The sequence below is a fragment of the Brevundimonas sp. PAMC22021 genome (assembly GCF_019443405.1).
Taxonomy (GTDB): Bacteria; Pseudomonadota; Alphaproteobacteria; order Caulobacterales; family Caulobacteraceae; genus Brevundimonas.
Genome location: NZ_CP080376.1, coordinates 2,375,213 through 2,401,337 on the forward strand (window position 1 = coordinate 2,375,213; position 26,125 = coordinate 2,401,337).

General features: G+C 67.9%; 26 protein-coding genes, 1 tRNA gene and 1 pseudogene. 11 read left to right on the forward strand and 17 right to left on the reverse strand.

The window, feature by feature from the left end; translation table 11 throughout:
• The first annotated feature begins 36 nt into the window (after positions 1-36).
• Entirely contained in the window at positions 37-1,647 is a 1,611-nt protein-coding gene (locus KY493_RS11735; RefSeq protein WP_219896515.1) for an ATP-binding protein, read from the forward strand.
• Positions 1,648-1,719: 72 nt separating this feature from the next.
• Here the strand turns inward: KY493_RS11735 and rplT are convergent, their stop codons facing one another.
• The 3 genes from rplT to infC form a co-directional block, all read right to left on the reverse strand.
• Positions 1,720-2,073 (reverse strand): 50S ribosomal protein L20, encoded by a 354-nt coding sequence (gene rplT / locus KY493_RS11740; protein WP_219896516.1) that lies wholly within the window; start codon positions 2,071-2,073, stop codon positions 1,720-1,722.
• A 50-nt stretch (positions 2,074-2,123) separates the two neighbouring features.
• Positions 2,124-2,321 carry a 50S ribosomal protein L35 gene (gene rpmI, locus KY493_RS11745; protein WP_219896517.1) on the reverse strand — a complete coding sequence of 66 codons (198 nt, stop codon included), beginning with the start codon at positions 2,319-2,321 and terminating at the stop codon, positions 2,124-2,126.
• 208 nt (positions 2,322-2,529) lie between these two features.
• Complete coding sequence (gene infC / locus KY493_RS11750; protein WP_219896518.1) at positions 2,530-3,051, reverse strand: translation initiation factor IF-3; 522 nt, start codon at positions 3,049-3,051, stop codon at positions 2,530-2,532.
• Positions 3,052-3,192: 141 nt separating this feature from the next.
• Between infC and KY493_RS11755 the strand changes: the two genes are divergently transcribed.
• Positions 3,193-3,927, forward strand: a complete 735-nt coding sequence (locus KY493_RS11755) for an alpha/beta fold hydrolase (protein WP_219896519.1) — start codon at positions 3,193-3,195, stop codon at positions 3,925-3,927.
• Here KY493_RS11755 and aguB read toward each other — a convergent pair.
• From aguB to KY493_RS11795, 8 genes are all read right to left on the reverse strand, one after another.
• On the reverse strand, positions 3,924-4,820 hold the full coding sequence (gene aguB / locus KY493_RS11760; RefSeq protein ID WP_219896520.1) for an N-carbamoylputrescine amidase: 897 nt from the start codon (positions 4,818-4,820) through the stop codon (positions 3,924-3,926). The two genes, KY493_RS11755 and aguB, sit on opposite strands and share 4 nt — an antisense overlap.
• Positions 4,817-5,212, reverse strand: coding sequence for a four helix bundle protein (locus KY493_RS11765; RefSeq protein ID WP_219896521.1), 396 nt, complete (start codon positions 5,210-5,212; stop codon positions 4,817-4,819). The genes aguB and KY493_RS11765 overlap by 4 nt, the downstream gene beginning before the upstream one ends.
• On the reverse strand, positions 5,209-6,210 hold the full coding sequence (locus KY493_RS11770; RefSeq protein ID WP_370627327.1) for an agmatine deiminase family protein: 1,002 nt from the start codon (positions 6,208-6,210) through the stop codon (positions 5,209-5,211). Before KY493_RS11770 ends, KY493_RS11765 begins: the two co-directional genes overlap by 4 nt.
• A gap of 127 nt (positions 6,211-6,337) precedes the next feature.
• Positions 6,338-9,640 (reverse strand): TonB-dependent receptor, encoded by a 3,303-nt coding sequence (locus KY493_RS11775; RefSeq protein ID WP_219896523.1) that lies wholly within the window; start codon positions 9,638-9,640, stop codon positions 6,338-6,340.
• A gap of 155 nt (positions 9,641-9,795) precedes the next feature.
• Complete coding sequence (locus KY493_RS11780; protein ID WP_219896524.1) at positions 9,796-11,055, reverse strand: capsular biosynthesis protein; 1,260 nt, start codon at positions 11,053-11,055, stop codon at positions 9,796-9,798.
• Between the two features lie 378 nt (positions 11,056-11,433).
• Positions 11,434-12,585 carry an OmpA family protein gene (locus KY493_RS11785; RefSeq protein WP_219896525.1) on the reverse strand — a complete coding sequence of 384 codons (1,152 nt, stop codon included), beginning with the start codon at positions 12,583-12,585 and terminating at the stop codon, positions 11,434-11,436.
• Between the two features lie 182 nt (positions 12,586-12,767).
• The gene (locus tag KY493_RS11790; RefSeq protein WP_219896526.1) at positions 12,768-13,346 is read right to left on the reverse strand and encodes a demethoxyubiquinone hydroxylase family protein; all 579 of its coding nucleotides are present in this window, start codon (positions 13,344-13,346) and stop codon (positions 12,768-12,770) included.
• On the reverse strand, positions 13,343-13,885 hold the full coding sequence (locus KY493_RS11795) for a disulfide bond formation protein B (RefSeq protein WP_219896527.1): 543 nt from the start codon (positions 13,883-13,885) through the stop codon (positions 13,343-13,345). Before KY493_RS11795 ends, KY493_RS11790 begins: the two co-directional genes overlap by 4 nt.
• Positions 13,886-13,909: 24 nt before the next feature.
• Here KY493_RS11795 and KY493_RS11800 point away from each other — a divergent pair, with 24 nt between their 5' ends.
• From KY493_RS11800 to KY493_RS11830, 7 genes are all read left to right on the forward strand, one after another.
• On the forward strand, positions 13,910-14,620 hold the full coding sequence (locus tag KY493_RS11800) for an exopolysaccharide biosynthesis protein (RefSeq protein ID WP_255567881.1): 711 nt from the start codon (positions 13,910-13,912) through the stop codon (positions 14,618-14,620).
• Between the two features lie 119 nt (positions 14,621-14,739).
• Complete coding sequence (hppD, locus tag KY493_RS11805; protein ID WP_219896528.1) at positions 14,740-15,840, forward strand: 4-hydroxyphenylpyruvate dioxygenase; 1,101 nt, start codon at positions 14,740-14,742, stop codon at positions 15,838-15,840.
• A complete protein-coding gene (locus KY493_RS11810) occupies positions 15,840-16,022 on the forward strand; it encodes a hypothetical protein (protein ID WP_219896529.1) in 183 nt (60 codons plus the stop codon). Before hppD ends, KY493_RS11810 begins: the two co-directional genes overlap by 1 nt.
• A gap of 13 nt (positions 16,023-16,035) precedes the next feature.
• Complete coding sequence (locus tag KY493_RS11815; RefSeq protein WP_219896530.1) at positions 16,036-17,091, forward strand: isoaspartyl peptidase/L-asparaginase family protein; 1,056 nt, start codon at positions 16,036-16,038, stop codon at positions 17,089-17,091.
• A complete protein-coding gene (locus KY493_RS11820) occupies positions 17,088-17,351 on the forward strand; it encodes a hypothetical protein (protein WP_219896531.1) in 264 nt (87 codons plus the stop codon). The genes KY493_RS11815 and KY493_RS11820 overlap by 4 nt, the downstream gene beginning before the upstream one ends.
• Before the next feature lie 64 nt (positions 17,352-17,415).
• Positions 17,416-17,937: a CcdC protein domain-containing protein gene (locus KY493_RS11825; protein WP_219896532.1), complete on the forward strand. Its 522-nt coding sequence runs from the start codon at positions 17,416-17,418 to the stop codon at positions 17,935-17,937.
• 64 nt (positions 17,938-18,001) lie between these two features.
• A tRNA-Leu gene (locus tag KY493_RS11830) sits at positions 18,002-18,086 on the forward strand.
• Between the two features lie 100 nt (positions 18,087-18,186).
• Here KY493_RS11830 and KY493_RS14650 read toward each other — a convergent pair.
• The 3 genes and pseudogenes from KY493_RS14650 to rph all read right to left on the reverse strand — a co-directional run.
• Positions 18,187-19,095, reverse strand: a pseudogene (locus KY493_RS14650) (acyltransferase family protein); the annotation flags it as partial.
• A complete protein-coding gene (locus tag KY493_RS14525) occupies positions 19,095-19,442 on the reverse strand; it encodes a hypothetical protein (protein ID WP_255567882.1) in 348 nt (115 codons plus the stop codon). The pseudogene KY493_RS14650 and the gene KY493_RS14525, both read right to left, overlap by 1 nt.
• A gap of 66 nt (positions 19,443-19,508) precedes the next feature.
• Positions 19,509-20,225: a ribonuclease PH gene (gene rph / locus KY493_RS11840; RefSeq protein ID WP_219896533.1), complete on the reverse strand. Its 717-nt coding sequence runs from the start codon at positions 20,223-20,225 to the stop codon at positions 19,509-19,511.
• Between the two features lie 49 nt (positions 20,226-20,274).
• On the opposite strand from rph, the gene hrcA reads away from it, so the two are divergent.
• Both hrcA and grpE read left to right on the forward strand, forming a co-directional pair.
• A complete protein-coding gene (gene hrcA, locus KY493_RS11845) occupies positions 20,275-21,393 on the forward strand; it encodes a heat-inducible transcriptional repressor HrcA (protein ID WP_255568141.1) in 1,119 nt (372 codons plus the stop codon).
• Positions 21,394-21,425: 32 nt separating this feature from the next.
• The gene (gene grpE / locus KY493_RS11850; RefSeq protein WP_370627379.1) at positions 21,426-22,025 is read left to right on the forward strand and encodes a nucleotide exchange factor GrpE; all 600 of its coding nucleotides are present in this window, start codon (positions 21,426-21,428) and stop codon (positions 22,023-22,025) included.
• Between the two features lie 11 nt (positions 22,026-22,036).
• Here the strand turns inward: grpE and KY493_RS11855 are convergent, their stop codons facing one another.
• The 3 genes from KY493_RS11855 to KY493_RS11865 all read right to left on the reverse strand — a co-directional run bounded on the left by KY493_RS11855 (position 22,037) and on the right by KY493_RS11865 (position 25,991).
• A complete protein-coding gene (locus KY493_RS11855) occupies positions 22,037-24,283 on the reverse strand; it encodes a S8 family peptidase (RefSeq protein ID WP_255567883.1) in 2,247 nt (748 codons plus the stop codon).
• A 90-nt stretch (positions 24,284-24,373) separates the two neighbouring features.
• A complete protein-coding gene (locus tag KY493_RS11860; RefSeq protein WP_219896536.1) occupies positions 24,374-25,273 on the reverse strand; it encodes a dienelactone hydrolase family protein in 900 nt (299 codons plus the stop codon).
• A 73-nt stretch (positions 25,274-25,346) separates the two neighbouring features.
• On the reverse strand, positions 25,347-25,991 hold the full coding sequence (locus KY493_RS11865) for an alpha-ketoglutarate-dependent dioxygenase AlkB (protein WP_219898544.1): 645 nt from the start codon (positions 25,989-25,991) through the stop codon (positions 25,347-25,349).
• Between the last annotated feature and the right edge of the window lie 134 nt (positions 25,992-26,125).

Sequence of the window (26,125 nt, forward strand, 5' to 3'; positions counted from 1 at the left end):
CAGCGGCCCTGTCACAGACCACCCAAGGGGACCGGAATGCCGCTGATCGGGGACTATGTGGAGCGGATCGCGCCGATCTCGCCCGTCACGCCCTGCGCCTCGGTTCTGGACCGGTTCACCGACGAGCCCAACACCATGGCCATCGCCGTCGTCGGTGACGACGGTCGCCCGCTGGGATTGATCGAGCGCAATGCCTTTACCCTGCGCATGGCGGCCGAGTTCGGTCGCGCCCTCTACGCTCGCCGTCCGGCCGAGAGCCTGATGGACCGGAACGCCCCTGTCGCCGAGGCCTCTCTGGGCGCCGAGGCCTTTTTCGAAACCTACGACCAGGCCGAACTGGGCGCGCTGCTGAGCGGCTTCATTGTGGTGTCCCAGGGGCTCTACGTCGGGGTCGGATCGGCGCTTCAGGTGATCCAGGCCGGCGCCGCTCTGCACCGCCAGCGGGCCGAGGCCATGGCGGCGCTGGCCCGCGACCTGTCCCTGGCTGAAGCGGAGGCCAGCGCCTCCAGCCGCGCCAAGTCCGAGTTCCTGGCGGTGATGAGCCACGAGATCCGCACGCCCCTGAACGGCGTCCTCGGCGTCGCCGCCCTGATGGAGCGCCAGCTTCAGCAGGCGGAGATGCGCCCCTATGTGCGCACCATTATCGATTCGGGCGAAAGCCTGCTGCGCCTCTTGACCGACGCCCTGGACATGTCGCGCGCGTCCGCCGGCATGGTGGTGCTGGACGAGACGCCTACCGACCTGGAGCGGATCGCCGCCGACATCGACGCCCTGTGGCGGCCCCGGGCCGAAGAGTCTTCACTCGAGTTGCGGATCGAGACCCGCCTCGAGGCCGGCGCCTGGGCGCTGGTCGACGGCATGCGGCTGAAGCAGGTGCTGAACAATCTGATCGGCAACGCCCTGAAGTTTACCGGCGCGGGCGGCGTCCACGTCACCCTGGCCACGCGGTTAAACGGCGACCGGATGACGCTGGACCTCATCGTCGACGACAGCGGGCCGGGCGTGCCGCCGGAAGCCGCCGCCCGCATCTTTGAGCCGTTCAACACCGGCGAGGCCGGACGCGAAGGCGCCGGCGCCGGACTGGGACTGGCTATCTGTCGCCAGATCGCTGAGCAGATGGGCGGCGGTATACGCCTCGAAACCTCACCGCAAGACGGCGCACGCTTTCATGTCCAGGCCGCGCTGACGCCTTGCGCGGCGGCCGACGGCCCGACCCATGGCGCGGTGGCCGAGCCGACGCCGCATGAGACGCTGCACGTGCTGGTGGCGGACGACAACGCCACCAACCGCTTCGTCGCGGGCAAGCTGATGGAGATGTTCGGCTGCACCTTCGAACTGGCCGAGAACGGTCAGGAGGCGGTCGATGCCGTATCCGCCCGTCGATTCGACCTGGTGCTGATGGACATCAAGATGCCGGTAATGGACGGCGTCCAGGCCACGCGAGCCATCCGCTCGCTTCCCGGCCCTGCGGCCGGCACACCGATCCTGGCCCTGACGGCCAACGCCGACGAACGGGACGAGGCGACCTATTTCGCCGCCGGCATGAACGGCGTGGCGCAAAAGCCGATCCAGCCCGACGCCCTGCTGAACGCCATTCGCCTGACGCTCAGCGAGGCCTCGCAGGCCGTGGTGGCCCAGGCCGCCTGAGACCGGACAAGCCAACGCCCGCCCCGGCGAACCGGGACGGGCGTATGATCGATCAGGCGTGCAGACCGGCGCTTAGGCCAGGGCGGCGCGAACCTTGTCAGCCACGGCCTTGAAGCCCGTTGTGTCGGCGGCGATCGAGGCCAGCACCTTGCGGTCCAGTTCGATGCCGGCCTTGTTCAGGCCGTTGATGAACTGGCTGTAGGTGAAGCCTTCCAGACGCGCGGCGGCGTTGATGCGCTGGATCCACAGGGCGCGGAAGTTGCGCTTCTTGGTGCGGCGGTCGCGGTACGCATACTGACCGGCGCGATCGACGGCGGCCTTGGCCGTGCGGATCGTGTTCTTGCGGCGACCGGAGAAGCCCTTGGCCTGCTCCAGAACCTTTTTGTGCTTGGCGTGGGACGTTACGCCCCGTTTCACGCGAGCCATGATCTAGTCCTTCAAATTCTGTGCGATGAGATCCGTCCGATGCGCGCCGATCAGGCGTACGGCATGTAGGACTTGATCTTGCGGGCGTCGGCGTCGGCCATGACCGAGGTGCCGCGGTTCTGGCGGATGTATTTGGAGTTGTGGCTGATCAAGCGGTGACGCTTGCCCGCAACCCCGGCCTTCACCTTGCCGCTCGCCGTGAATTTGAAGCGCTTCTTGGCGCCCGACTTCGTCTTCAGTTTCGGCATTTCAGTCTCCTAGTTGGAGGGCCTATCGTCCTTCGGACTGCTTGAGCCCGCCGGAGTGATGAACCTTCCAGAGTTTAAGAGCCGCCCAGGCATGCCTGTTCGCCCGACGGCTCGGTACGCGAAGGCGCGGCTTCTACGCCAAGCACGGCCTCAACGCAAGACGCCCCGGCCTTTCGACCGGGGCGTCGTGTTCGCTACGGCTGAAGCCTCAGCGCGGCGCCAGGATCATGATCATCTGGCGGCCTTCCATCTTGGGCGAGAACTCGACCTTGGCGACCTCGTCGAAGTCGGTCTGGACCTTGTTCAGCAGCTTCATGCCGAGCTCCGGGTGCGCCATTTCGCGGCCGCGGAAACGCAGGGTCACCTTGACCTTGTCCCCTTCCTCGAAGAAGCGGTGCATGGCCTTGGTCTTCACCTCGTAGTCGTGGGTGTCGATGTTCGGCCGCAGCTTGATTTCCTTCAGCTCGACGACCTTCTGGCGCTTGCGCTGCTCGGCCTTCTTTTTCTGCTCCTGGAAACGGAACTTGCCGTAATCGAGGATCTTGGCCACCGGCGGATCGGCCGTGGCGACGATCTCGACCAGGTCCAGCCCGGCTTCCTCGGCGGCTTCAAGCGCGGCGGAGGTCGGCATCACGCCCTGCTTTTCACCGTTCTGGTCGATGAGCAGCACGCGCGGCGAGCGGATTTCCTGGTTCATACGCGGCCCGTCCTTTACGGGCGGCGCTTGCATGGGACGGCGAATGGGCGTCGTTTCCTTATGTGATCGGAGAAGGCGTGTTCTGACGAGACGGAGCGCGCGACGGATCGCCACGTTCCTCCCGATGGGCCAATATGGCCGTGAAAGCCCCGTTTTTCAAGCCGAGCCGCCGTGATGATCCAGACCCTGACTCGTCCCGACGGCGAGACCCTGGCCTTTCGCTCCGTTCAGGGGGCCGGGCCGACCGTGGTGTGGATCGGCGGCTTCCGCTCGGACATGGAGGGGACAAAGGCGCTGGCGCTGGACCAGGCCGCACGAGAGCGGGGCTGGAACTTCGTCCGCTATGATCATTTCGCCCACGGCGCCTCTTCCGGCGACTGGAGGCAGGCGACCATCGGCCGCTGGCGCGAGGACGCGATCGCCCTGACCGACGGGCTCGAAGGCCCGGTGATCCCGGTCGGCTCCTCCATGGGCGGCTGGGTGGCGCTGCTGCTGACCCTGGCGAGGCCTGAACGGATGCAGGGCCTGGTGCTGGTCAATCCCGCACAGGATTTCACCGAGCGGCTGATGTGGCCCGGCCTGGCCGACCACGAGCGGCAGGCCATCCTGAGCGACGGCGAGACCACGGTGGTCGAGGAGGGTCTCGGCGCCTACGTCCTGACGCGCGCCATGTTCGAAGAGGCGAAAGCCTGGATGCTGCTGGACCACGTTATCGACATCGCCGCCCCGATCCATATCCTTCAGGGCCGCGCCGACGACGTCGTGCCCTGGCGTCATCAGGTCGAGCTGATCGAACGCCTGCGCGGCGGCGACGTGCGGCTCGATCTGATCGAGGGCGGCGATCACCGCCTCTCCACCCCCGCCGATCTCGACCAGCTGATCGCGGCGGTGGAGGCGATGCGGAGCTAACGCGGCCCCAGCAGCGATCCGTAAAGGTCGGTCCGCCGATCGCGGAAGAAGCCCCACGCCGCCCGGTGCCGATCCAGGTAGTCGAGGTCGAACTGGTGCACGACCACGCCCTCCTCGTCCCGCCCGAGGCTCTCGACCAGATCGCCGCGATGGTCGGTGATAAAGGACGAACCGTAGAAGACCTGCCCGGCCTCCGTGACCTGCTCATGGCCGATGCGATTAGCGCCGACCACCGGCACGACGTTGGACACCGCATGGCCCTGCATCGCGCGCCGCCAGGGCTCGGCCGTGTCCAGCTCCTTGTCGTGCGGCTCCGAGCCGATGGCGGTGGGATACATCAGCACCTCGGCGCCCTGCAGCATCATCGCCCGCGCCGTTTCCGGGTACCACTGGTCCCAGCAGATGCCGACGCCCACGCGCCCGAAGCGGGTGTTCCAGACCTTGAACCCGGTGTCGCCCGGCCGGAAGTAGTATTTCTCTTGGTATCCCGGCCCGTCCGGAATGTGGCTCTTGCGATAAACGCCCAGCGCTTCGCCATCCGCGTCCAGCATCACGAGAGAGTTGTAGTACTGCGGCCCGTCGCGCTCGAAGATCGACACCGGAATGGCCACGCCCAGCTCCCGCGCCACCGGCGACAGCGCGGTGACGCACGGATGCTCTCGCCAGGCATAGGCCTCTGCGAACCATCGCTCCTCCTGCGAGACGCAGAAGTACGGCCCCTGGAACAGCTCGGACGGCAGGATCACCTGCGCGCCCCGATCCGCCGCCTGGCGCACGAAGTCGATGGTTTTGGCGATATTCGCCTGCATGTCCTCGCCGTACGAGGTCTGGATCGCGGCGACGGAGATTGATCGAGTGGCGGGCGGCGAGTGGCGAGTGGCGAGTGAAGTCATTGTTGACGCTCCTCCAGCTTGGTGATCAGGCCGGCCAACATCCGGCTGATTTCATCGGCTCCGTCGAGCAGCGCGTTCGATGCGCCCTCTTCCAGATAGCCAAGGCGTCCCCCCAGGATGAGCTGGGTCTCAGCCTCAGCCAAGGAGCCGCGCGAGATCGCGAGAAAGCTCAGGAACTCGGCCGTGCTTCGCCGCGCGCAACCCTCTGCGATGTTTGAGGGTACAGACAGGGCGGCGCGACGCAGTTGACTGGTCAGGCCGAACTTTTCGTCTGATGGCCAAGGGCGCGTTGCTGCATACACCGCCTCGACCCAGATCATAGCTCTTTGCCATACAAGCAGGTCACGATAGCTCCTGACCTCGCCACCCGTCACTCGCCTCTCGCCACTCATTCAGGCTCCTGCTGGGAGATGCAGTGAAAGGATCCGCCGCCGGACAGGATGGCCAGCGACGGCAGCGGGATGATCTCGCGATCGGGAAAGGCGGTCTTCAACGCCTGGCACGCCAGATCCGCCGCTCGGTCGTCGCCATAGGTCGGCACGATCACCGCGCCGTTGGCGACGAGGAAGTTCATGTGACTGGCCGGGATGACCTCGCCGTCATCCTCGATCCGGCCGGGCGACGGGACCCGCAGCACCTGGATCGCGCGCCCGTCCGCATCGGTCATGCCCGCCAGGTCGCGCGCGACGGTGTCGTAAACTTCGGCGTTCGGGTCGTCTTCGCCCCAGGCGATCGGGCAGGCGACCACGCCCGGCCCCACGAAGCGCGCCAGATTGTCGACGTGCCCGTCCGTGTGGTCGTTCAACAGGCCGTCGCCCAGCCACAACACCTTGCGCGCGCCCAGCGCCTCGGCAAGCGCCGCCTCGGCCTTTGTCTCGGTCCAGTCGCCATTGCGGTTGGGGTTCAACAGGCACTGCCGCGTGGTCAGCACCGTCCCCACCCCGTCATGATCCAGCGCCCCGCCCTCGAGCACGAAGGCATAACGATCCAGAGCCACGCCCGCCGCCTGCCCGATCTGCTCGGCCACCGCGTCGTCGTGAGGCAGGTCGTACTTGCCGCCCCAGCCGTTGAAGCGGAAGGCCGCCGCGCGCACCGAACCCGCGCCGAAGATCGGCCCGGTGTCTCTCAGCCAGATGTCCCCGAACCGTCCGCCCACGACCTCCACGCCTTCGACGCCGGCGAAGCGCGTCCGCGCCTCTTCAAGCGCCTCTTCGTTTCCGACCATCAGCCGCACCGCCTCGCGGCCTGGCCCCGCCAGCGCGCGCACCAGCGCCTCCACCTCGGCCTGCGCGGGCAGGAGGTTGTCTTCCCAAAGCTCTGCATGCGACGGCCAGCCGACCCACATCGCCCGATGCGGCGACCACTCGGCGGGGATGGGCTTGTCGGTCACGGGCGGCCTCCAGGGATCAAGCAACGGCCGCGCCATATGGCGTCCGCGCTCCCCCACTTCAACAGGCAAGAAAAAGGGCGGCCCGCGAACGGACCGCCCTCCTCAGCTTTGACGCTTTCGCTGTCGCTTAGAAGCGATAGCGCACGCCGAACTTCATCTGCCACACCGATTGCGCGGTGAAGCTCGATGGCGAGCGTTCGGTGAAGGCGTTGTAGGTGTACTGCGTGTTGGCCGCATTCCGCGTCGCGCCCACATTGTTCGAGATGTAGGGGAAGCCGATCTGCTGGATCGTGCCCCATTCGTCGTTCAGCAGGTTGCCGAAGTTCTCGATATCAAGGTAGCCGGTCAGACGCGCGCCGCCCGGGAAGAAGGCCGGCAGCTCCTGCTCGATGTGGATGTCCACCGTGGTCACATACGGCGAGTTGAAGGCGTTCCGCGGCGAGATGCCGCCGGCGAAGTCGATCAAGCCGGTCCGCTTCAGGAAATCGTTGAAGGCGGTGACGTTGAAGGTCGGAGCGTAGGTCACGATCGGATCGCTGGTCGCCGTCACGTTACCCGAGGCGTCCACCTGCGGAACATACAGCAGGTTGCGGTTGGCCGAGGTGTAGTCTCCGAACAGCGTGCCCGAGCTATAGGTATAGCTGAACGGCAGACCCGAGCGGCGTTGCGCGAACAGGGCGAAGCGAGTGCGATAGTCGCCGAAGAAGGCGCGTTGATAGCTGAGGCTCAGCTTCAGGGCGTGCTCGATCTCATAGTTCGAGGTCGCCAGCGGCGGCATGTTTGGGTCCGACACGGCGATGTTGCCGAAGTTGGAGCTCGCCGTCGAAGACGTGCCCGCCGACGGATCGGTCGCGTCCAGATAGGTATAGCTGAGGTTGAAGCCCGTGCCGTTCAGCCAGCCGTCGTACCAATCCTTGGAAAGGGCGACCGCGAACTGGTCCGACTGGCCGCCATGCACGTTGGTCAGCATCAGAACCTGCTGGCCGGTGCGAACCGGATTGGGGCCGAACACCGGACGACCGTCCGGCGCTGTCCCGTTTTGGGTGCGCAGCAGGCTGAGATCGACCCAGCCCACGGTGTTTTCAAGCTCGGAATGCACGTATTCGGCCGTCACGTTCCAGGCGTCGCCGAGATTGAAGCGGCTGAAGTCGAACCGCTTGTTGACGCCGAGCGAGGTCTTCCAGATCGAAGGCGTCTCGAACGACGGATCGATCAGGTTGATGTTGCCGGTGCCGAGATTGGCGCTGGTGGTGACGCGGTCCTTGGCGACCTGGTTGACGTTGAAACCGTCAACGTTCAGCAGCGCGGCCTGTTCCGCGGCCGAGCACACCGGGAAGGAGGTGGCGAAGTTCGAGCTGTAGGTCGCCGCCGTACGGCACTGGAAGCTGCCGGTCAGGTTGCCCGGATTGGAATAGCTGTTCGAAATCCAGACGTTCGGCGATCCGCCCTGGAAGCGGCCAAAGCCGCCGTAGACGGTCAGATCGTCGGAGGCGCGCCAGTTGAAGCCGAAACGCGGCTGCAGCACGAAGATGCCGTCGAGGCTGGTGTCGTTGGCGAAGCCGAAGCGGTTCTGGAAGCCCTGGTTGAACTGCGGCTCGTCATCGGAGGTGTACCAGTCCAGACGCAGCCCGGCCGTGATGGTCAGGTCTTCGTTGGCCGCCCATTCGTCCTGCACGAACAAGGTGTTGAGGGCGTAGCTGAAGGCGGCGGCGCCGTCGTTCTTGTTGTTCGAAGCAGCGTTGGTGTAGCCGATCGAGGACGCGCGACGAGCGCGGAAGTCGGCCAGCGAAGCGAACTCGTATTCGCCGTTAGCGACCTGAACGAACAGGTTGAAGATGTCCTGTTCTTCACGCTCGTAGCCGCCCGTCAGGCGATGACCGTAGCCCACGTCCCAGTTGGCGACGGCGCGGTACAGGGTCGTGTCGACGGTCAGCGAGTTGGCGTGACGCGAGCGTTCCGGTCCGAACCGGATCGACCGCTCGGGACCAACCTGCGTCCCGGTCGGATTGTCGAGATAGACCTGGAAAGCCGCGAAGTCGCTACCGGCCAGCGACGTGGAGATGCTCTCGGATTCCTTGCGCGACACCGAGAACTCGGTCGAGAAGGTGTCGGTCCAGTCCGAGAACAGCTGAGCCTTGTAGACCTTGATGTTCTGCTGCAGCGAATAGGCCGACGACAGCAATCCGAGGCTGGGATAGTTGCCGCCGGTCGTGGTGCCGTTCAGGTTCAGATCGCCGCTGTCGGTTTGCTGGTACGAGGCGACCGCGCGATGGCGGTCGTTGATGTTCCAGTCCAGCTTGGCGAAGTATTTCTCGTCGCTGACTTCCAGTGCATCGGCGCTCCAGTCCAGCGGATCGTAGCCGTAGACGTCACGCGCGATCTGGCGGACCGTGTCCACGTCGGCCTGGGTGATGCCCGGCACTTCATTGGCCGAACCCGAACCTTGCGGCCCGCTCAGCACCGGCTGGGTCGAGTCGAACTTCTCGTAGTTCAGGTAGAAGAACAACTTGTCGCGGATGATCGGGCCGCTGAGGCTGGCGCCCCATGTCTCTTCCTCAAACGTACCGGCAACGGTGCGGTCTTGGCGTTGGCCGGTGACGAAGTCCTCGAACGAGAAGCTGTTGCCGCGCAGGCCGTCGTTGGTGGTTTCCCAGAAGGCGGTGCCGTGGAAGTCGTTGCCGCCCGACTTGGTGACCGAGTTGATCACGCCGCCGGTGAAGCTGCCGTACTGCACGCCATAGGGGGCGACATCGACGCTGACCGCTTCCAGCGTGTCGATGGAGATCGGCGAACGCTGGGTCGGATAGCCGTTGCCGTTCAGGCCGAAGTCGTCGCTCTGGCGCACGCCGTCGACCAGGAAGGCGTTGGCGCGCGTGTTCTGGCCGCCGATCGACAGGGCGTCGTTATTGGTCGGGTCAACCGTGGCGAACGGCGAGGTGCGGACGAAATCCTTGATGTCGCGGCTGACGGTCGGCAGCGTCTCGATGTCGTTCAGGCTGATGTTGGTGCGCGGGGAGGTGCGCAGGCCGCCGGCGCGCTGGCCGGTCACGACCACGTCGCCGAGGTCAGCGGCGTCATCAGAAAAGGCGCCGCCGCCGACGATGATGTCGACGCTGGCGGGCGTGCCGATGCCGATCGAGCCGGCTTCGGTCGTCGAGGAACCGGCGGACGAGCTGACGGTGATGATGTAGGGACCGCCGACGCGCAGGTTGCGGGCGCTGTAGGCGCCGACCTGGTCGGTCGCCGTGGTGGAGGAGGTTCCCGACGGCACGTGCGTGATGGTGATCTCGGCGTTCGCGACCGGCGCGCCGGCGGCGTCCGTCACCAGGCCGCGGATGCCGCCCGTGGTTTCTTGCGCGAAGACGGCGGTGGACGCCGACAGCATGATGGCCACGGTCGAGGCGCCGTAGGCGAGATTGCGGAACTTCATAAGCTATCCCCAGAGAGCAGGCTGAGCCTGGACAGGCCGGAGGCCCGGCCTTGATGGCGCCCCATTAGGCCGGGTGTCCGAATGCTGGGCGACATTTGCATGACAGAGTCATGACACTGGGAAAGGGTGACGCATGCGCCACACCTGGGGATTGTTCAGGCGGAAGCGCGCTCGAACATGTCGGCCAGACCCTCGGCGGCGAGAGGCTGGGTCCGCGGTTCGTGGTAGTTGCCGTTGATCTGGCTGGCCGCGATCACATGGGCGCGGAAGCGGGTGAACAGCGCCTCGTCCGGCGGCGTGGGCGAAGTCCAGAAGCCGTCCAGCGGCTGTTGATCGGTCAACCCCTCGAAGTCGAAAAAGGCGTCCCCCAGCACCTTGACCGGCGTGTGAAAGCCTAGGGCGGACAAGGCCGCGCTGGAGTTGTTGACCACCATGCCGCGCGAGGCGCGGCACAGTTCGTTCAGGTGGCCGCCGTCGATAAAATCCACCCGGTCCGCAAGGCCGCGCTCTCCCGCCAGTCTCTGAGTGATGCGACGCAGGCTGACGACGCCGGGATCGAGGGGATGGTTCTTGACCACCAATCGACAGTCCGCCGGCGCGCGCCGCGCGAAGCTGTCCAGTGTCGCGGCAAGAAAGGCCGTGTTGTCCGCATAGCGCGAATAGCGCAGCAGCTGCATGTCGCCTTCGCGCTGCAGGCAGGCGATGAAAAAGGGTCCGCGCGCGGCGATCTGCTGGGCGTCGCGCGTCTGCGGGGGCCGAAACGCCAGCCCCAGGTAGCGCCGCACATGGCCGACGCACTGCTTCAGCGGCGAATGCGGATAATGAACGACGAAGTTGGGAAACGCCGCCGAGCCCAGCGCCTCCGCTATATGGTACAGGCTGATGTTGGCGACGTGGTGCGGCAGGATACGGCCTACCGGCCGGGGCGGCGCCAGCACCGGCGGTGCGGCGGCATAGGCTTGTCGAAAACGCGGCAGCCCGCTGGAGCCGTTGACCCCATTGCGCTCCACCGTGATCCAGTCGGGCCGGAAGTAGCCGTTTTCCAGCACCCAGACGTGCGCCCGCAGCGTCTCGGCCTGCGACAGCACGGCGCGATTGTACGGACCGCCCTCGCCAAACACGATGAGATCGGTGAAGTCGTGTGCGACACCGGCCAGATCGGCCGTCCACGCCTCAGGGCCGGGCTTGTAGACCACCCCGCCCGGCCGTCGCCAGGAAGCGGCGTCGGCGGCGTTGAAGATCATCCGGCGGACCATCGCGCCCCTGGCTTCCAGGCTTCGGGCCAGGATGCGGCCGAAGCCGCCGAACGGAGCGGTGACGATCAGGAAGCGGCGTCCCGAAAGCCCTCCCTTTCCGGCTCGCGCGTTCTGGGCGTAGGCGGGCCTTATCGACGTCGAGCCCAACGGCGTCGACATGCGAGCCGCTGCACCCGGCGAAACCGACCCGCGCCCCGCACGGCGCGGTCGTTCAAGATACATCTGGCGTTCGGACAGCGAGCGACGTTGGGACGGCAGATCAACCATTGACCTCTCCTTGCAAGAGGATTCGCATGCCCGCCCGCGCTTCGCCGCCCCTCATCTCGCACACGCCGTTCATACATACCTTGTGAGCCGCCGGGCCGTGGTGATCAAGGGATCGACCTTGAGAAGCCTTCGCATCGGGCAGGTGTCTTCAACCAAAAGGCCGCCGCTCCGGTTGTGGAGCGACGGCCTGATGTTCGTCATCGGTCTTCTGGATCCGGCCGGTGAGCAAGAGGACCGGTTTGGCCGATCCTCTTGTCCATGGCTTGGGTCTTAGAAGTTGATGTCGACGGTGGCGCGACGGTTCAGCGGTTCGCGCACGCCGTCGGCGGTGGCGCGAGCCAGCTGGGTTTCGCCGCGGCCGTCCAGCGACACCACGCCGCCCGACACGCCTTGGGCGACCATGGCGTCAGCCACGGTGCGGGCGCGGCGGTTCGACAGGCCGACGTTGTAGGCGGCCGAGCCGGAAGTGTCGGCGTGGCCGACCACCAGCACGCGGGTCGGACGGCCCGACTTGGCGTAGTTGGCGGCCTGCGTCACCACCGAGCGGGCTTCCGCCGTCAGGTCCGAGCGATCCCAGTCGAAGTAGACCACGAACTGACGGGCCTGCGGGGTCGCCGGAGCCGGAGGCGGCGGAGGCGGCGGGGGCGGAGGCGGCGGAGGCGGAGGCGGAGGCGGCGGGGGCGGGGGAGGCGCGACCGGCTCGGCGCCGAAGCTGTAGCGCAGGCCCAGCGTCACCGTGTGGCTCTCGTCGTAGTCGCCGTCAAAGGTGCCGAAGTTCGGAGCGCCCGTACCGCCGGTGACCGTATCGAACTCCAGGTCGCTGGTCAGGTAGCGGTAGGTCAGGTCGATGTTGGCGCGCTCGCCAACGGCGAAGGCGACGCCCGCGATCGCCTGGGCGGCGAACTTGGTCGAGCTGTCGTCGGCCACGAAGCCCACCGCCGGGGTGGCGCGCAGACGACCGGCGAAGTCGGTGTTGACGTAGTTGGCGCCGGCGCCCAGACCCACGAACGGACGCAGACCCCAGTATTCGAAGCCGAAGTCATAGATGACGTTGGCCATCAGGGTGGCGGACTCGAGGTCGCCTTCCGGCGAATAGCAGGGGCCCGTCGCCGGAGCGAAGTTGCACACGCCCTGGGTGCCCGACACGGCGCGAACCGTGCCGATGTCGCCCGAACGATAGCCGCCTTCAAGCTCCACGCGCCAGTTCGGGTTGAACCGGTAGCCCAGACGCGCAAACGCCGCCCAGCCGTCGTTCACGTCGATGTTGAAGTTCGAGCCGTTCGCTTCCGACTCGATGTTGATCGGCTCAATGAACTGATAACCCGCGTCAATCGCGCCGTACCAGCCATCCGGCTCCGCCGAAGCCGCGCCGGCCGCGAACAGCCCCGCTGCCGCGACGCCTGCGAGAAGTTTCAACTTCATGTGCGTCCTCACTCTGAAAAAGGAATGCCTAAAAATGCCGGCATTGAGTCCGCCGACGTGCCCGAACCGAACGGCGCCGCTCGAGGGGAGTTCCGCGCGTCGGAACCGGAATGTGGCGACTGTGGCGCCGTTTCAACACATCCTGACGCAACCCGGCCCGGCGGGCAGCAATCTCGGGGCGCCTAGCCCTTTTCGCTGATCTTGATGGCGACGCGGCAACCGGTCTTGATCACCGCCGACAACAGCCGGTAGGCGGGCGCCTCGCGGCTCCCGTGGGAAACGGCGTGGTCGTGGTGCTCCAGTTCCTCGAGCCGGAACTGGGTCAGGTCGGCCGCAAGCGCGGGATCGCGTTCGCCGATTTCGGCGATCTGATCGGCGTAGTGCTCCTCGATCACGCTCTCGACAGCCTCGGTGCAGGCGTGCGCCGCCTTTTCGCCCAGCAGGGCCGTGCCGACCCCGAGCGCCGAAGCGGCCAGCCGCCAGACCGGGATCATCGCCGTAGGCCGCACGCGTCGATCGTTCAGCAGGCCTTCGAAGCGCGCCAGATGCACCGCCTCCTGTGCCTGCATGTGCTGGAGGTCGGAAGCAACGGCGTCCCGTCCCCGCCGTCCTTCGAACACCGCGCGCTGCGCCTTATAGATGCGCACGGCTGCATATTCTCCGGCGTGATCGACCCGCAGGATTTCGTCCATCCGCGCCTTGTCCGCCTTGGAGCCCGGGCGCGCCAGCGGAATGCGTCTTTGGCTTGAGATGTCTGTCATCGGGCGGGTCCTCTGGGTGCGCGGGCGTCCTTGGGGCGTTTGGCCGCCAGGAGGCTGAACACCGCCAGCGCTAGAGAGATCAGAGCGTTCCACCCGGCCATGGAGACGCCCATCCACATCCAGGCCGCTTCATCGCAGCCGACCACGCGCGGCGCCGGTCCCGTGCCCAGCGCCAAAGCCGCCAACCCTTCCAGATCGACGTCGCCGCCGGCCGCGCAGGCCGCCGGCAGCCGCCACCAACCGTATTCGCCGCCCGCGTGAAAGGCGGCCGCGACTGTTCCGGTCAGGAACACCGCCGCCAGGAGAAAGGACGCGATGCGGGGCGTGCCCCTCCGCCCGCCGCTGAGCAGCGTCCAGGCGGTCGCCAGAAGGCCGATCGCCGCCGCCCCCCAGAACACCTCGCGCTGCTTCAGACACAGATTGCAGGGTTCCATTCCGCCGAATCGCTCGAAAGCATGGGCGATCCCCAGCATGGCGAGCGAGGCCGCCAGCGCGAACGCGGTCCACCATCGGGTCAAGAGGCGATAGGCGCGGGTCATCGCCGAACCTCTTAGCGTGCGGTCATGTCCCCGTCGACCGGCGTGGGCAAGGCGCGCTATGTCCGGCTATCGCCCCCTCAAGCACCGCAGCTGGTCATGACCGACACGCCCGCCTCCGTCCACGAGGACGACGTCAGCCACAACGTCACCCGCCTCCTGCGCAGGCTGTCCGACGACGGCGGCGAGCACGGCCTGACCCTGCATGAGATTCGCGATCGGATGGACGAGCGCGCCTACGGCCTGCTGATCCTGCTGTTGTCGATCCCGTGCCTGGTTCCAGGCCTTTATGGCGTGCCGCAGGTGGTCGGGGTGGCCATACTGATCCTGGCGGTTCAGCTGCTGCTCGGCCGCGAGGAGCCGTGGCTGCCGCGCTGGCTTCTGGACCTGCGCGCCAAGGGCAAGTGGCTGAAGGCCATGGCGGACTTCGCCGAAAGCAAGCTGAGCTGGATTGACCGCCTGTCGCGCCCGCGAATGCGCCGCTTTGCGTGCGGCGCGGGCGAGAAGCTGGCGGCGGTGTTCATGATCCTGGCGACCCTGACCATCATTATACCCTTCACCAATACCGTGCCCTCGGTCGCCTTGGCGCTGCTGTCGGTCGGCCTGATCCAGCGTGACGGCCTGCTTGTTCTCGGCGGAACTGCAGTGGCCAGCGCCTGGCTGCTGTTCCTGGGCGCCCTGGCGACCGGTGCTCTGATGGGTGCGGGCTGGGCCACCAAGCTGATCCCGGGCGCGTGACGGCGGATGTGCGCCTCGCGGGCAGGTGATCGTTGCTTGCCTTGGCGAAGCGCCCGCGTCCGACTAGTTTCCGTTGCAACCGGCCGGCAAGGCCCAATCGCATCAGGCAGGACACGCCCATGACCGACATTACCCAGACGGACGCCGCCGCTCGCATCGACCAGGAGAACCCGCTGGGCGTCGATGGTTTCGAGTTCGTGGAGTTCACCGGACCCGACCCCAAGGCGATGCAGGACCGGCTCGAGGCCATGGGCTTTGTCGCCACCCACGTGCATCCGACCACCGACGTCGTGCGGCTGAAGCAGGGCGACATCTCCTTCCTGGTCCACCGTTCGGCAGAGGGTCAGGCCGCCGCCTTCGCAGGCGACCATGGCCCATCGGCCAACGGCATGGCCTTTCGGGTCGAGGACGCCAAGGCCGCCTATGAAGGCGCGCTTCAGCGGGGCGCTGTGGCGGCGCCGGACGCGCAGGGCGGCGCGCTTGGCGAGCACCCCTACATCCTTCAGGGCATCGGCGGATCTTTGCTGTATCTGATCGACCGCTATGGCGATGCAGGCTCGATCTACGACGGCTGGACCGAGATCGAGGGCTGGCGCGAGGCGGCGGCCCGGAACACCGTCGGCCTGGAGGTGCTGGATCACCTGACCCACAACGTCCGGCGCGGCCAGATGCGGACCTGGTCCGGCTTCTACAACTCGATCTTCAACTTCGAGGAACAGAAGTATTTCGACATCAAGGGCAAGGCCACCGGCCTGTTCTCTCAGGCCATGATCGCGCCCGATCGCGCCATCCGCATTCCGCTGAATGAAAGCCAGGACGACAACTCCCAGATCGAGGAGTTCATTCGCCGCTACAACGGCGAGGGCATCCAGCACATCGCTCTGACCACCGAGAACATCTTCGAGACGGTGGAGGCGATGCGGGCGCGCGGTGTCGAGTTCCAGGACACCATCGAGACCTATTTCGAACTGATCGACAAGCGCCTGCCGAACCATGGCGAGGACGTGGAGCGGATGCGCAAGAACCGCATCCTGATCGACGGCTCCGACGAAGAGGGCCTCTTGCTGCAGATTTTCACCGCCGACGTGTTCGGGCCGATCTTCTTTGAGATCATTCAGCGCAAGGGCAATGAGGGTTTCGGCAACGGCAACTTCCAGGCCCTGTTCGATTCCATCGAGCTGGATCAGATCCGTCGCGGCGTGATCAAGGTCGACGCCTGATGGCGATACGGCCGCCGGCCTGGCTGCCCTGGCTGGGGCTGCTGGCGGCCGGCGCCGGGGCGCTGGCGGGCGAGTACTGGCTGGGCGGCGGCTTCTGGGTCGTTCTGATCGCGGCCCTGGTCTGTGGCTTCGCGCCCATTGTCGCCTATCGCGTGTGGAAGCGGCTCCATCATCGATCCTGACGCGAGACATCTCATGCGCCTTCCCCTGCTCGCCACAGCCGCCCTCCTGTCGGTCCTTTCGACGCCTGCTCCGGCGCAGGAGGCCCCGCGCTGGTCGCTGGCCATCCACGGCGGCGCGGGCGTGATCGAGCGCAACAGCCTTTCGCCGGAACAGGATGCGGCCTATCGCGCCGCGCTGAACACGGCGCTGGACGCTGGCTCGGCCGTGCTGGCGCGAGGAGGCTCGGCCATGGATGCGATCGAGGCGGCGATCCGGGTCATGGAGGACGACCCGCTGTTCAACGCCGGGCGCGGCGCCGTCTTCACGGCCGAGGGCCGCAACGAACTGGACGCCGCCGTCATGGACGGAAGCGACCTGTCTGCCGGCGCGGTCGCCGGCCTGACCACCACCCGCCATCCGATCACGGCCGCCCGCGCGGTCAAGGAGCGGTCGCCCCATGTCATGCTGATCGGCGAGGGCGCCGACGCCTTCGCCGCCTCGCAAGGGATCGAGCAGGTCGATCCATCCTTCTTCTTCACCGAGCGGCGGTGGCAGGGCCTGGTCAAGGCGCTGACCGACCAGGGCCAGCCGGTCCCGCCCCGCCTCGCCGGCGCGCCGTCGCCAGACCAGACCGCCGCCCTCCCCGCCCCGCCCCTGAACGAGCGCAAGTTCGGCACCGTCGGCGCGGTCGCCCTGGACAGCCAAGGGCGGCTGGCGGCCGGCACCTCCACAGGCGGCATGACCGCCAAGCGATGGGGCCGGGTCGGCGATGTGCCGGTGATCGGCGCCGGAACCTACGCCTCCAACGCCGACGGCTGCGCCGTGTCCGCGACCGGCGCGGGCGAATATTTCATCCGTTCTACCGTGGCCCGCGACATCTGCCAACGCACGGCGAGCGGGGCCTCGGTCCAGGCTGCGGCCGAGGCGGAAATCGCCGAGGTCGGCGCGATCGGCGGGGACGGCGGCGTCATCGTCATGGGCGCGAATGGATCCCCCGCCTTCGCCATGAACACATCGGGCATGTACCGGGGCTCGGTCGCAAGCACACAGTCGCCCCGCGTCGCCATCTATGCGGACGAAGACCGATGAGCGACGAGCTCGAAGCCATGGCCGGTGAGGAGCTGGACGCGGCCTGCGCCATGCCCTTCGCCGAGATCCGCAAGATCACCCCTTGGGGCGACAGCTTCACCGGCTTTCTGCCGTCCGGCCGAGAGGTCGAGGTCGCCCGTCGCTACCTCTGGGCCCACGATCCTGAAGGCGGCGTCATTGTGGAAGTCGAGGTCCACGATCCGGAGACCCGCACCGGGCATGAGGCCCGCGCGCTTCTGACCGAACCTCGATCCGAATAGGTCTTGCCAGCCTCGGCGGCAGGCGTAAGTCTCGCCCAAGTCACGCTCTTGGGGGAGGGATGCAATGACGCCGCAACAGGTTCTGCCCATCCTGATCCCGATCCTGGTGGTCGGGCTGATCGTGCTGAAAAGCCGGGGCGCGCCCCGCACGCTGCGGCCGCAGTTCATGTGGGTCGTGCCGGCCCTGGTTCTTCCGCTTATCGGCATGGGCCTGTTCTTCACCCCGCACCAGCCGTTCGGCCCCGTCGCCTGGCTGGCGTTCGCCATGGCCCTGGCGCTGGGTGCGGCCTTTGGCTGGTGGCGAGGCAAGACCGTGACCATCCACAAGACCTCGGAGGGCGTGCTGAAGGCCAAGGCCTCGCCGATCGGGCTGGTCGTGCTGGTTGTCCTGCTGGCGGGCCGCACCGCCCTGCGGAGCTTTCTGGAGACGCACGCCGCCGGCTGGCACGTCGACGCCGCGGTGTTCACCGACGCCTTTTTGCTGTTCGCGGTCGGCCTGATCATGGCCCAGCGGCTCGAGATGTACATCCGCGCTCGCCGCGTCTTGGCCGGCGAGCCCGACAGCCATCTGGCCGCCGTCGCCTGATCCGCCGCGCACTCGGCTTGAAAAGCGCCCCGGCCCGCGCTAGGCGTCGCACACCCTACGGCTCGCGGGCGTGGTGGAATTGGTAGACGCGCCGGACTCAAAATCCGGTTCCGAAAGGAGTGTCGGTTCGACCCCGACCGCCCGCACCATGGGCCCCGACCCTTGTCGATGAGACGGGTGTCGCGCCAGCCCCAGCGGCCACAGCAGATCATGGCGGCTCAGGAGGCCATGCACGGCCAGCGGCGCCAGCACGCCGACAGCCGTGCCGATGCCCAGATCCGCAAGGAGGGGCAGCTCGACCCCAGCCCGCTCCAGCCCGATCCGCAGCCCGCTCGCCGCCAGGATGTGCAGCACATAGATCGTCATCGACGCCCTCCCGAGAATGGCGGCGCCGTGAAGCGCCCTGCCCTTCAGCGCCTGGCTGAGCAGCAGCAAGCTTGCCCCGCCTGAGATCGCGCAGGGCAGGAGCCAAGGCGAGCGGGGATCGCCCTGCGCCTGTCCCGCCAGCAGCAGCAGCGTCGCCGCGAAAACGCCCGCCGCCATCGCCGCGCCGACCCCAGCCAGGCCGCCGCTCAGTCGCCACGGCTTCAGGCCGGGACCGACCCACATGCCCGCCGTATAGAACAGGGCGCCGTGCAGCAGGCCGCGCCACAGCCCCTGATCGGGCGCGACCAGAACGCTTGCAGCGAAGGCGGCCGCTCCAAACGCCAACAGCCGTCGCGTGCGTCCGCCCATCAGCACGGCGACGCCGTGCAGCACCGCCAGTGCATACAGGAACCAGAACTGCCCGATCGGCGCCCAGCCGATGCGCAGCAGGTCGCCCCACGCCCGCTCGCCGTTGGTGGCGCCCGCCGCCAGCGCCGCCGCCGAACCCTGAATTACTGACCACAGCAGATAGGGCCAGACCACCGTCCACAGCCTGTCGCGGATGAAGCGGCCCCTGCCGCGCTCCAAAGCCGCACGGACGTTGAGCCCGGCCAGGAAGAAAAACAGCGGCATGTGGAAGCTGTAGAGCGCCAGATCGGCCGCGCCGACCCAGCTCGCCCCCGCCTCCCCCGCCGCCTCCAATCCCCTCAGCACATGTCCGAACACCACCAGCGCGATGGCCAACCCTCGCGCGGCATCCAGCCAATCGATGCGCTGCGTGGCTGGCCTCATCACCGGACGCAGGTCCGTGGCCGCGTCTCGCCCGGTCCCCACTTGTCGCAGGCCCAAGTGATGTGTTCGCGGATCAGAGCGCAAGGATTGGCCGCGTTGCAGGGCGGTCGGGTTGCGGGACTGACGTCGCGACATCGCTCGACCAGCCGCGCCGCCGCCGCTTCTCCGATCTCGCTCCGGCACGGCGTCTCGCCGCCAGGGATGCGCTGCGGGCGCATGTCCGGCCCCTCCGGGATCGTCGCCTGAGGCTCTCGCGCCGACGACGGCTGGTCGCCCGGCGGAGGCGCGCAGCCGATCAGCACCGCCGTCAACACGATCGGCAGTCCCGCCATCACTCTCCGGCGCATGGTCCGTCCCCCCGAGCCCAATCCCGCGCTCACAGTGGCCGGATCACCCGGGGAAGGTAAAGAGGCTCAGCGCCCCAGCGCCGCCCGCTGTAGCGCGAACAGCTCGGCGCACCCGCCCTCGGCCAGGGCGAACAGCCGGTCGAACTCGGCGCGAGAAAAGCCGCGCTTCTCGCCGGTCGCCTGGATCTCGACGATCTGGCCCGCGCCGGTCAACACGAAGTTGCTGTCGGCCTCGGCGTTGGAATCCTCCTCATAGTCGAGGTCCAGCACCGGCGTGTTCTCGAACACGCCGCACGAGACCGCCGCCACCTGGTCCAGGATCGGATCGGTCTTCAGCACGCCTTCGTCGCGCAGGTAGCCGAGCGCCGAGGCCATGGCGACCCAGGCGCCGGTGATGGCGGCCGTGCGGGTGCCCCCGTCGGCCTGGATCACGTCGCAGTCCAGCACCACCTGCCGCTCGCCAAGCGCCTTCAGGTCCACCACCGCACGCAGGGAGCGGCCGATCAGCCGCTGGATTTCCTGGGTGCGGCCCGACTGCTTGCCGGCCGCGGCCTCGCGCCGGCCACGCGTATGGGTCGCTCTGGGCAGCATGCCGTATTCGGCGGTGACCCAGCCCTGGCCCTTGCCGCGCATCCATCCGGGAATGCTTTCCTCGACCGAGGCGGTCACCAGCACCTTGGTGTGGCCGAACGACACCAGGCACGACCCCTCGGCGTAGCGGTTGATCCCGGTCTCCAGCGTGACGGGACGAAGCTGTTCGGGCGTGCGATCGGACGGGCGCATGTCTCGGGAAATCCTTGGAAGCGGCGGCGGCGCTGCTTATCCTGAAAGCGTGTCGCTGTATGCCCCGAAAAACCCGCCGTTCCCGGATGCGGCCCTGAGCCTCGGCGGCCTGGCCGGGCTCGACCTGCGGGCGCGCGACATCTTTCGCCGCATCGTCGAGAGCTATCTGGAGACCGGCGAGCCGGTGGGGTCCAAGACCCTGTCGCTGGCCGGGGTGGCCCTTTCGCCCGCCTCCATCCGCAACACCATGCAGGACCTGACGCTGGCGGGGCTGCTGGCGTCGCCGCACGCCTCGGCTGGACGCATCCCGACGCACGCGGGCCTGCGCCTGTTCGTGGACGGCCTGTTGCAGGTCGGCGACCTCGGGGAAGAAGAGCGGCGCGAGATCGACGGTCGCCTCGCAGCCAGAAGCGGAAAGGATGGGGGGCGCAACTTCGAGGCGGCTCTGGACGAAGCTTCCAACCTGCTGTCGGGCCTGGCCGGCGGCGCCGGCGTGGTCTCCAGTCCTGTGCGCGACGCGGGCGTGAAGCACGTCGAATTCGTGGCGCTCGGTCGCGACCAGGCCCTGGTGGTGATCGTCGCCGAGGACGGCACGGTCGAGAACCGCATCATGACCCTGTCCGCAGGCGTCACGCCTTCGACCTTGCAGGAGGCCTCCAACTTCCTGAACGCCCGGCTACGCGGCCGCCCGTTCGCCGACGCCCGTCTAGAAATGGCCCGCGAACTGGACGTCGCCCGGTTGGAGCTGAATCAGGCCGCCGCACGGCTTATCGAGGACGGCCTTGCGGCCTGGTCGGGCGGCCCTGATCGAGAGCGCGCCCTGATCGTGCGCGGGCGGGCCAACCTGTTGCAGGATCGCGACGGTCTGGCGGACCTGGAGCGGGTCCGCGTCCTTTTCGACGACCTCGAGCAGAAGGAGCAGCTGATCGGCCTGCTCGACGGGGTCGATGCGGCGCAGGGCGTGCGCATCTTCATCGGAGCGGAAACGCGGCTGTTTTCGCTTTCGGGTTCCGCCGTGATCGCGGCGCCCTATATGTCGGGCCGCCAGCGGGTGCTGGGCGCCATCGGCGTGATCGGCCCCGCGAGACTGAACTATGCCCGAGTGATCCCGTTGGTGGACTACACCGCCCGGGTGCTGGGCCGAATGCTGGACGGAAACGAGACGTGAGCGACACAGACTTCAACAACAAGCCCACCGAACTGGACGCCGACGAGGCCGAGATCAACGCCGAGGCCGGGCTGAACGCCGACCCGTCGGACAATTTGGCGCCCCTGGATCAGGTCATCGCCGAGCGCGACGACTGGAAGGATCGCGCCCTGCGCGTCGCCGCCGAGATGGAAAACCTGAAGCGTCGCTCCGAGACCCAGCAGAACGACGCCCGCGCCTTCGCCATTCAGCGTTTCGCCCGCGATCTGCTGGGCGTGGCCGACAATCTGGAGCGCGCGCTGCAGGCCGCGCCCAAGGACGCCGAGGGTCCCGCCGCCGGCCTGGTGACCGGTCTGGAGATGACGCAGAAGTCGCTGCTGCAGGCCTTTGAAACCAATGGGCTGAAGCGTCTGGCGCCCGGCGCCGGCGACGCCTTTGATCCCAACTTCCATCAGGCCATGATGGAGCAGCCTTCGGACACGGTATCGGGCGGCGCGGTGGTCCAGACCATGCAGGCGGGCTTCGAGCTGTTCGGCCGCACGATCCGCCCGGCCATGGTGGTGGTGGCCGCCAAGGGGTCGGGCGCCAAGGCGTCATCGCCCTATGCCGCGTCCGCCGCGCCGGACGGTCAGGCCTTCGACGGCAAGGCCTGACCGCAAGCGTCCTAGAACGCCCGTCGCCAGGCGCCGATCAGGGAGAAACCCGGTTTGGCGCCGGCGATGTGCAGGGGCTCGCGGCTGACGATCCCCTGCACCGACACGCTTGATCCGTCCGCCAGTCGCCGCTCGCCCGCCAGGGTCAGGTCGATCTGCCGTCCGCTGGGCGCGGCCGAGAACCGGCGCTGCGAAAACGTCAGCGGGTCGAAGTAATCGAGCGGCACGTCGGCCAGCAGCGCTGTCAGCTCGCCATGCTCGATCCGCAGCGGTTGCCCCAAAGACAGGGTGACCCGGTCGCACAGGAGGCTCCAGCCCTTGCAGCCGGCCGCCGCGCCGAACCGCCAGGCCAGGCTGGTCGCCGCGCCGTCCGTGCCGATCAGCCGTCCCTCGATCTCGGTGCGGCCCATGCTGGCCTCGCCGAACAGCCCGATGCGCGAACTCACCGCCCAGTCGCCGGCCAGGGCGTAGAAGCGCGTCCTTGACGGCAGCGCCATGTCCGAGTTCGACGGCATCCAGGCGCCGAGCGGCCCCAGCCGTTCGTCCAGCCCGCCCAGCCCGAGGCTGAGCCCGCCCGCTCGGCCGCGCCACGCCAGCATCGCCCGCGAATAGGAGGACGCCTCGTCCTCGACGCGCTGCAGCGGCATGCGGCGATCGCCCGTTCCCGTCTCTGCCGACAACCACAGGCCACGGCCCAGGCGCACGCCGCCCTGAACCGCGCGGTCGGCCTGGGCCAGCGCCGCGAAGCCGTCTCCGGCGCCGTCGTCAAACGGCGAGGCGGCGCCGCCTTCGCCTTGCCAGACGTTCAGTTGCAGGCGGCCGGCGTCTATGCCGACCATGGCCTCGCGCCGCACGTCGTCGTCGCGCCAAGGCGTCTCCAGCAGGTTGCGCCGGGGCATGATCGGCTCGGGCGTCGGAACCGGCTGGGCCGCCACCAGGTTCAGGCGCACCGATCCGGGACCCACCAGGCTGACCGTCGCCTGCTGGCTCGGCTCATAGGGGCGCGGCTGCACCGAGGGTCGCGGCGCGGTCGGATAGGCCGATCCCAGTTGCACCTCGAACAGGCGATCGTACGCGTCATAGGCCACGGTGGTCAGGGCGCTCTGGCGGCCAAAGGCGTCGCCGAACGCCGCGCCGACGAACGATCCGGGGCTGGCCTCCGCCACGACGCTTGCGCCGCTCGCGGTCGGGGTGGCGGTCGCCCCCACCGGCTGGAAGGCGCGCGTCAAATCGAGAAGGCCTCGCCCGTAGACGATGTCCGTCCCCGCATCGCCCGCATCGCGCGCCGTATCGAACAGGATGTTCACAGCCTGCTGACCAGTGAGGTTCGGGAAGGCGTCCAGCAACAGGGCCACCGCACCCGAAACGTGCGGAGCGGAGAATGAGGTGCCATTGGCGCGATAGCAGGACGTGCCGTCACATCCAGTGATGATGTCCGTGCCCGGCGCCGAAATATAGCCGGCCGCCGCCACCCCCGCCTTGTTGGAAAAGCTGGACATGACGTCCTGCGCCGTGTGCGATCCGACCGCGATGACACGTCCGCCGAAGCGGGAGTCGATGGCGTATCGCGCGGGCCAACCGGGATTGTCCTCGCTGTCGTTACCGGACGAGGCGACCACGACGATGCCGGCGTTGGTCGCGCGCAGCAGGGCCGCCTCGAACGCGGTTCCCAGCCGGCCGTCGCCGCCCAGCGACATGTTGATGACGCGCGCGCCGTTGGCGACCGCATAGTCCAGCGCCCGCACTAGGTCCGCGCTGCCGAAGCAGAACTCGTTCTCGTCGTCCTCGCACTCGTTGACGTCGGCGCGGATCGACAGGATGGTCGACCGATAGGCCACGCCGATGGTGCCGAAACCGTTGAAGTTGGCGGCGATCACGCCCGACACCAGGGTGCCGTGGTTGTCCGGCCCCTCGGGCTGGTTGCGGCCGGGAACCACGTCGGTCGAGGCGCTGGAGATGCGCCCCACCAGGTCCGCCTGATCCAGGTCGATGCCGTCATCCACCACGGCGACGGTGATCCCCTCGCCCGTCGCGCCGACGTTCCAACCCGCCTGGGCCCGGATGTTCGCCAGGCCGTAGTTGCGCCCGTACTCGGCCGAACTCGTGGAGGGCGGTGGAGGCGGAGGCGGTGGCGGTGGCGGCGGTGGAGGAGGGGGCGGCGGAACCGGCGGCGTCAGCGCCCCTCCGCCTGATCCTCCCCCGCCTCCGCCCCCGCCGCAAGCAGCCAGCGGCATGAACAGCAGCGCCGCGCCCAACATCCAGGCGGCTCTTGGGCGGCCCGTCGCCAGCTTTGCCATTACATCCTCGAAGATCGACCTCGCGGACACCGTGCCCGCAACGGGCTTACCTCAAGATTTCAACGTCTTGGAGAAAAGCGCAAGCATCTTCCGCCAACCATCGACCGCATCGGCCTGGCGGTAGCTGGGACGATAGTCGGCGTGGAAGCCGTGCGGCGCATCAGGGTACAGGACGATCTCCGATCCCGACTGGCCGGCGCGCGCCAGGTTGGCGCGCATCGCCTCCACGCTAGGCAGCGGAATGCCCTGGTCACGGCCGCCGTACAGACCCAGCACCGGCGATTTCAGGTCCTCGGCCAGATCCACCGGCCACGGCCGCCCGGAGGCGATCTGTTCGGTGCTGGCGTCGGGCGACGGCGCCAGCCGTCCGTACCAGGCGGCGCCCGCGCCGAAGGCGGCGAAGCGGGCGCAGGCCTGCCACACCACTTTGCCGCCCCAGCAGAAGCCGGTGATCCCGGCCTTGCCTTCGCCGGCCCAACCCTGCCGGCTGGCCCAGTCCAGCGTGGCGGCGATGTCGCCCATTACCTGCTCGTATTTGGCCTCCGACACGATCTGCATGATCCGGCCCACATCAGACAGCGGCGCCGGATCCTCGACCCGGACGAAAAAGGCGGGGGCGATAGCTGCGTAGCCTTCGCGCGCCAGGCGGCGACAGACATCGCGGATGTATTCGTGCACGCCGAAGATCTCCGACACCACCACGATCAGCGGGAACGGACCCTCGCCCTGCGGCCGCGCCACAAAGGCTGGAAGCTCAAAGCCGTCGGGCGAGGAATAGCGCACCGTCTCCTCGACCAACCCTTCGCCGCTCGTCGTGATCGGGTGCGCCTCCTGCGCCAGGGCGGCCACGGCGTAGCCGCCGAACAGCAGGCCGCCCAGCGCCCCCACCGTGCGACGGCTCACCCGCACGTCTTCGGCCTGCGGCCCATCCGGGCGAGTAAGTACGGTCATGGCGAAACGCTCCGTCTGGGCTGTGGTCTGAACAGTGCGCCGTCAAATCGCCCGACGTCCAGCACAGAACGCCCTAACACCTGGCCCGTCGCAGCGTCAGGTTCAGCCTGCCGCCTCCGGCCATCAGGCTCGACGACCCCGCCAACACCCGGTCGATCCCGTGGCGCGCGAGCCTAGCCGCACTCGTCAAGGCGCAGACGTCGCCGCTCTCCAACCTCAGCGAGGTGGTCCGCCCACCCTCGGCCGGCCCGATGCGGAAAACCGCCGCATCTCCCAGCGACACCGACAACGCCGGCGCCCGGAGGTCCGCCTCGTCCCGATCCTGATGCAGCCCCATGCGCGCGCCAGCCTCATACAGATTGACCAGGCAGGCGTCCGGCGGCTCGAGCCAGCCGGTCGCCGCATCCCAAAGCTGCAGCAGCACGGGCGGGATCGCCGGCCACGGCTCTCCCGTGCCGGGATGATGCGGCTGGTAGCGATAGCCTGCGCGGTCCGACACCCAGCCCAGCGGCCCGAAGTTGGTCATCCGCACAGAGAACGGGCGTCCGCCCGGCGTGGTCGGCCGGTAGAAGGGCGCGGCGGCGATCCCCGCCTCGACCTCGGCCAGCAAGGCTCGCTGCTGGTCCGGCGACAGGGCGCTCTTCCACAGGCGAAAACCGTCGATCGCGGTCGGCGTCTCGCGCAGGCAAGGGCGTTCGGATACATCCACCCCTGGCATATAGCGCAACCGCATCCCGCGTGCGCCCGTCTCGGCTCTTGCAGCCCCCCGGCCTCTTCCCATATCGGGGCCAGTCCGGAGAAACCCCGCAACGCTTGGGGCTATCCGGGATCAATCAACGCCAACCCACCTGG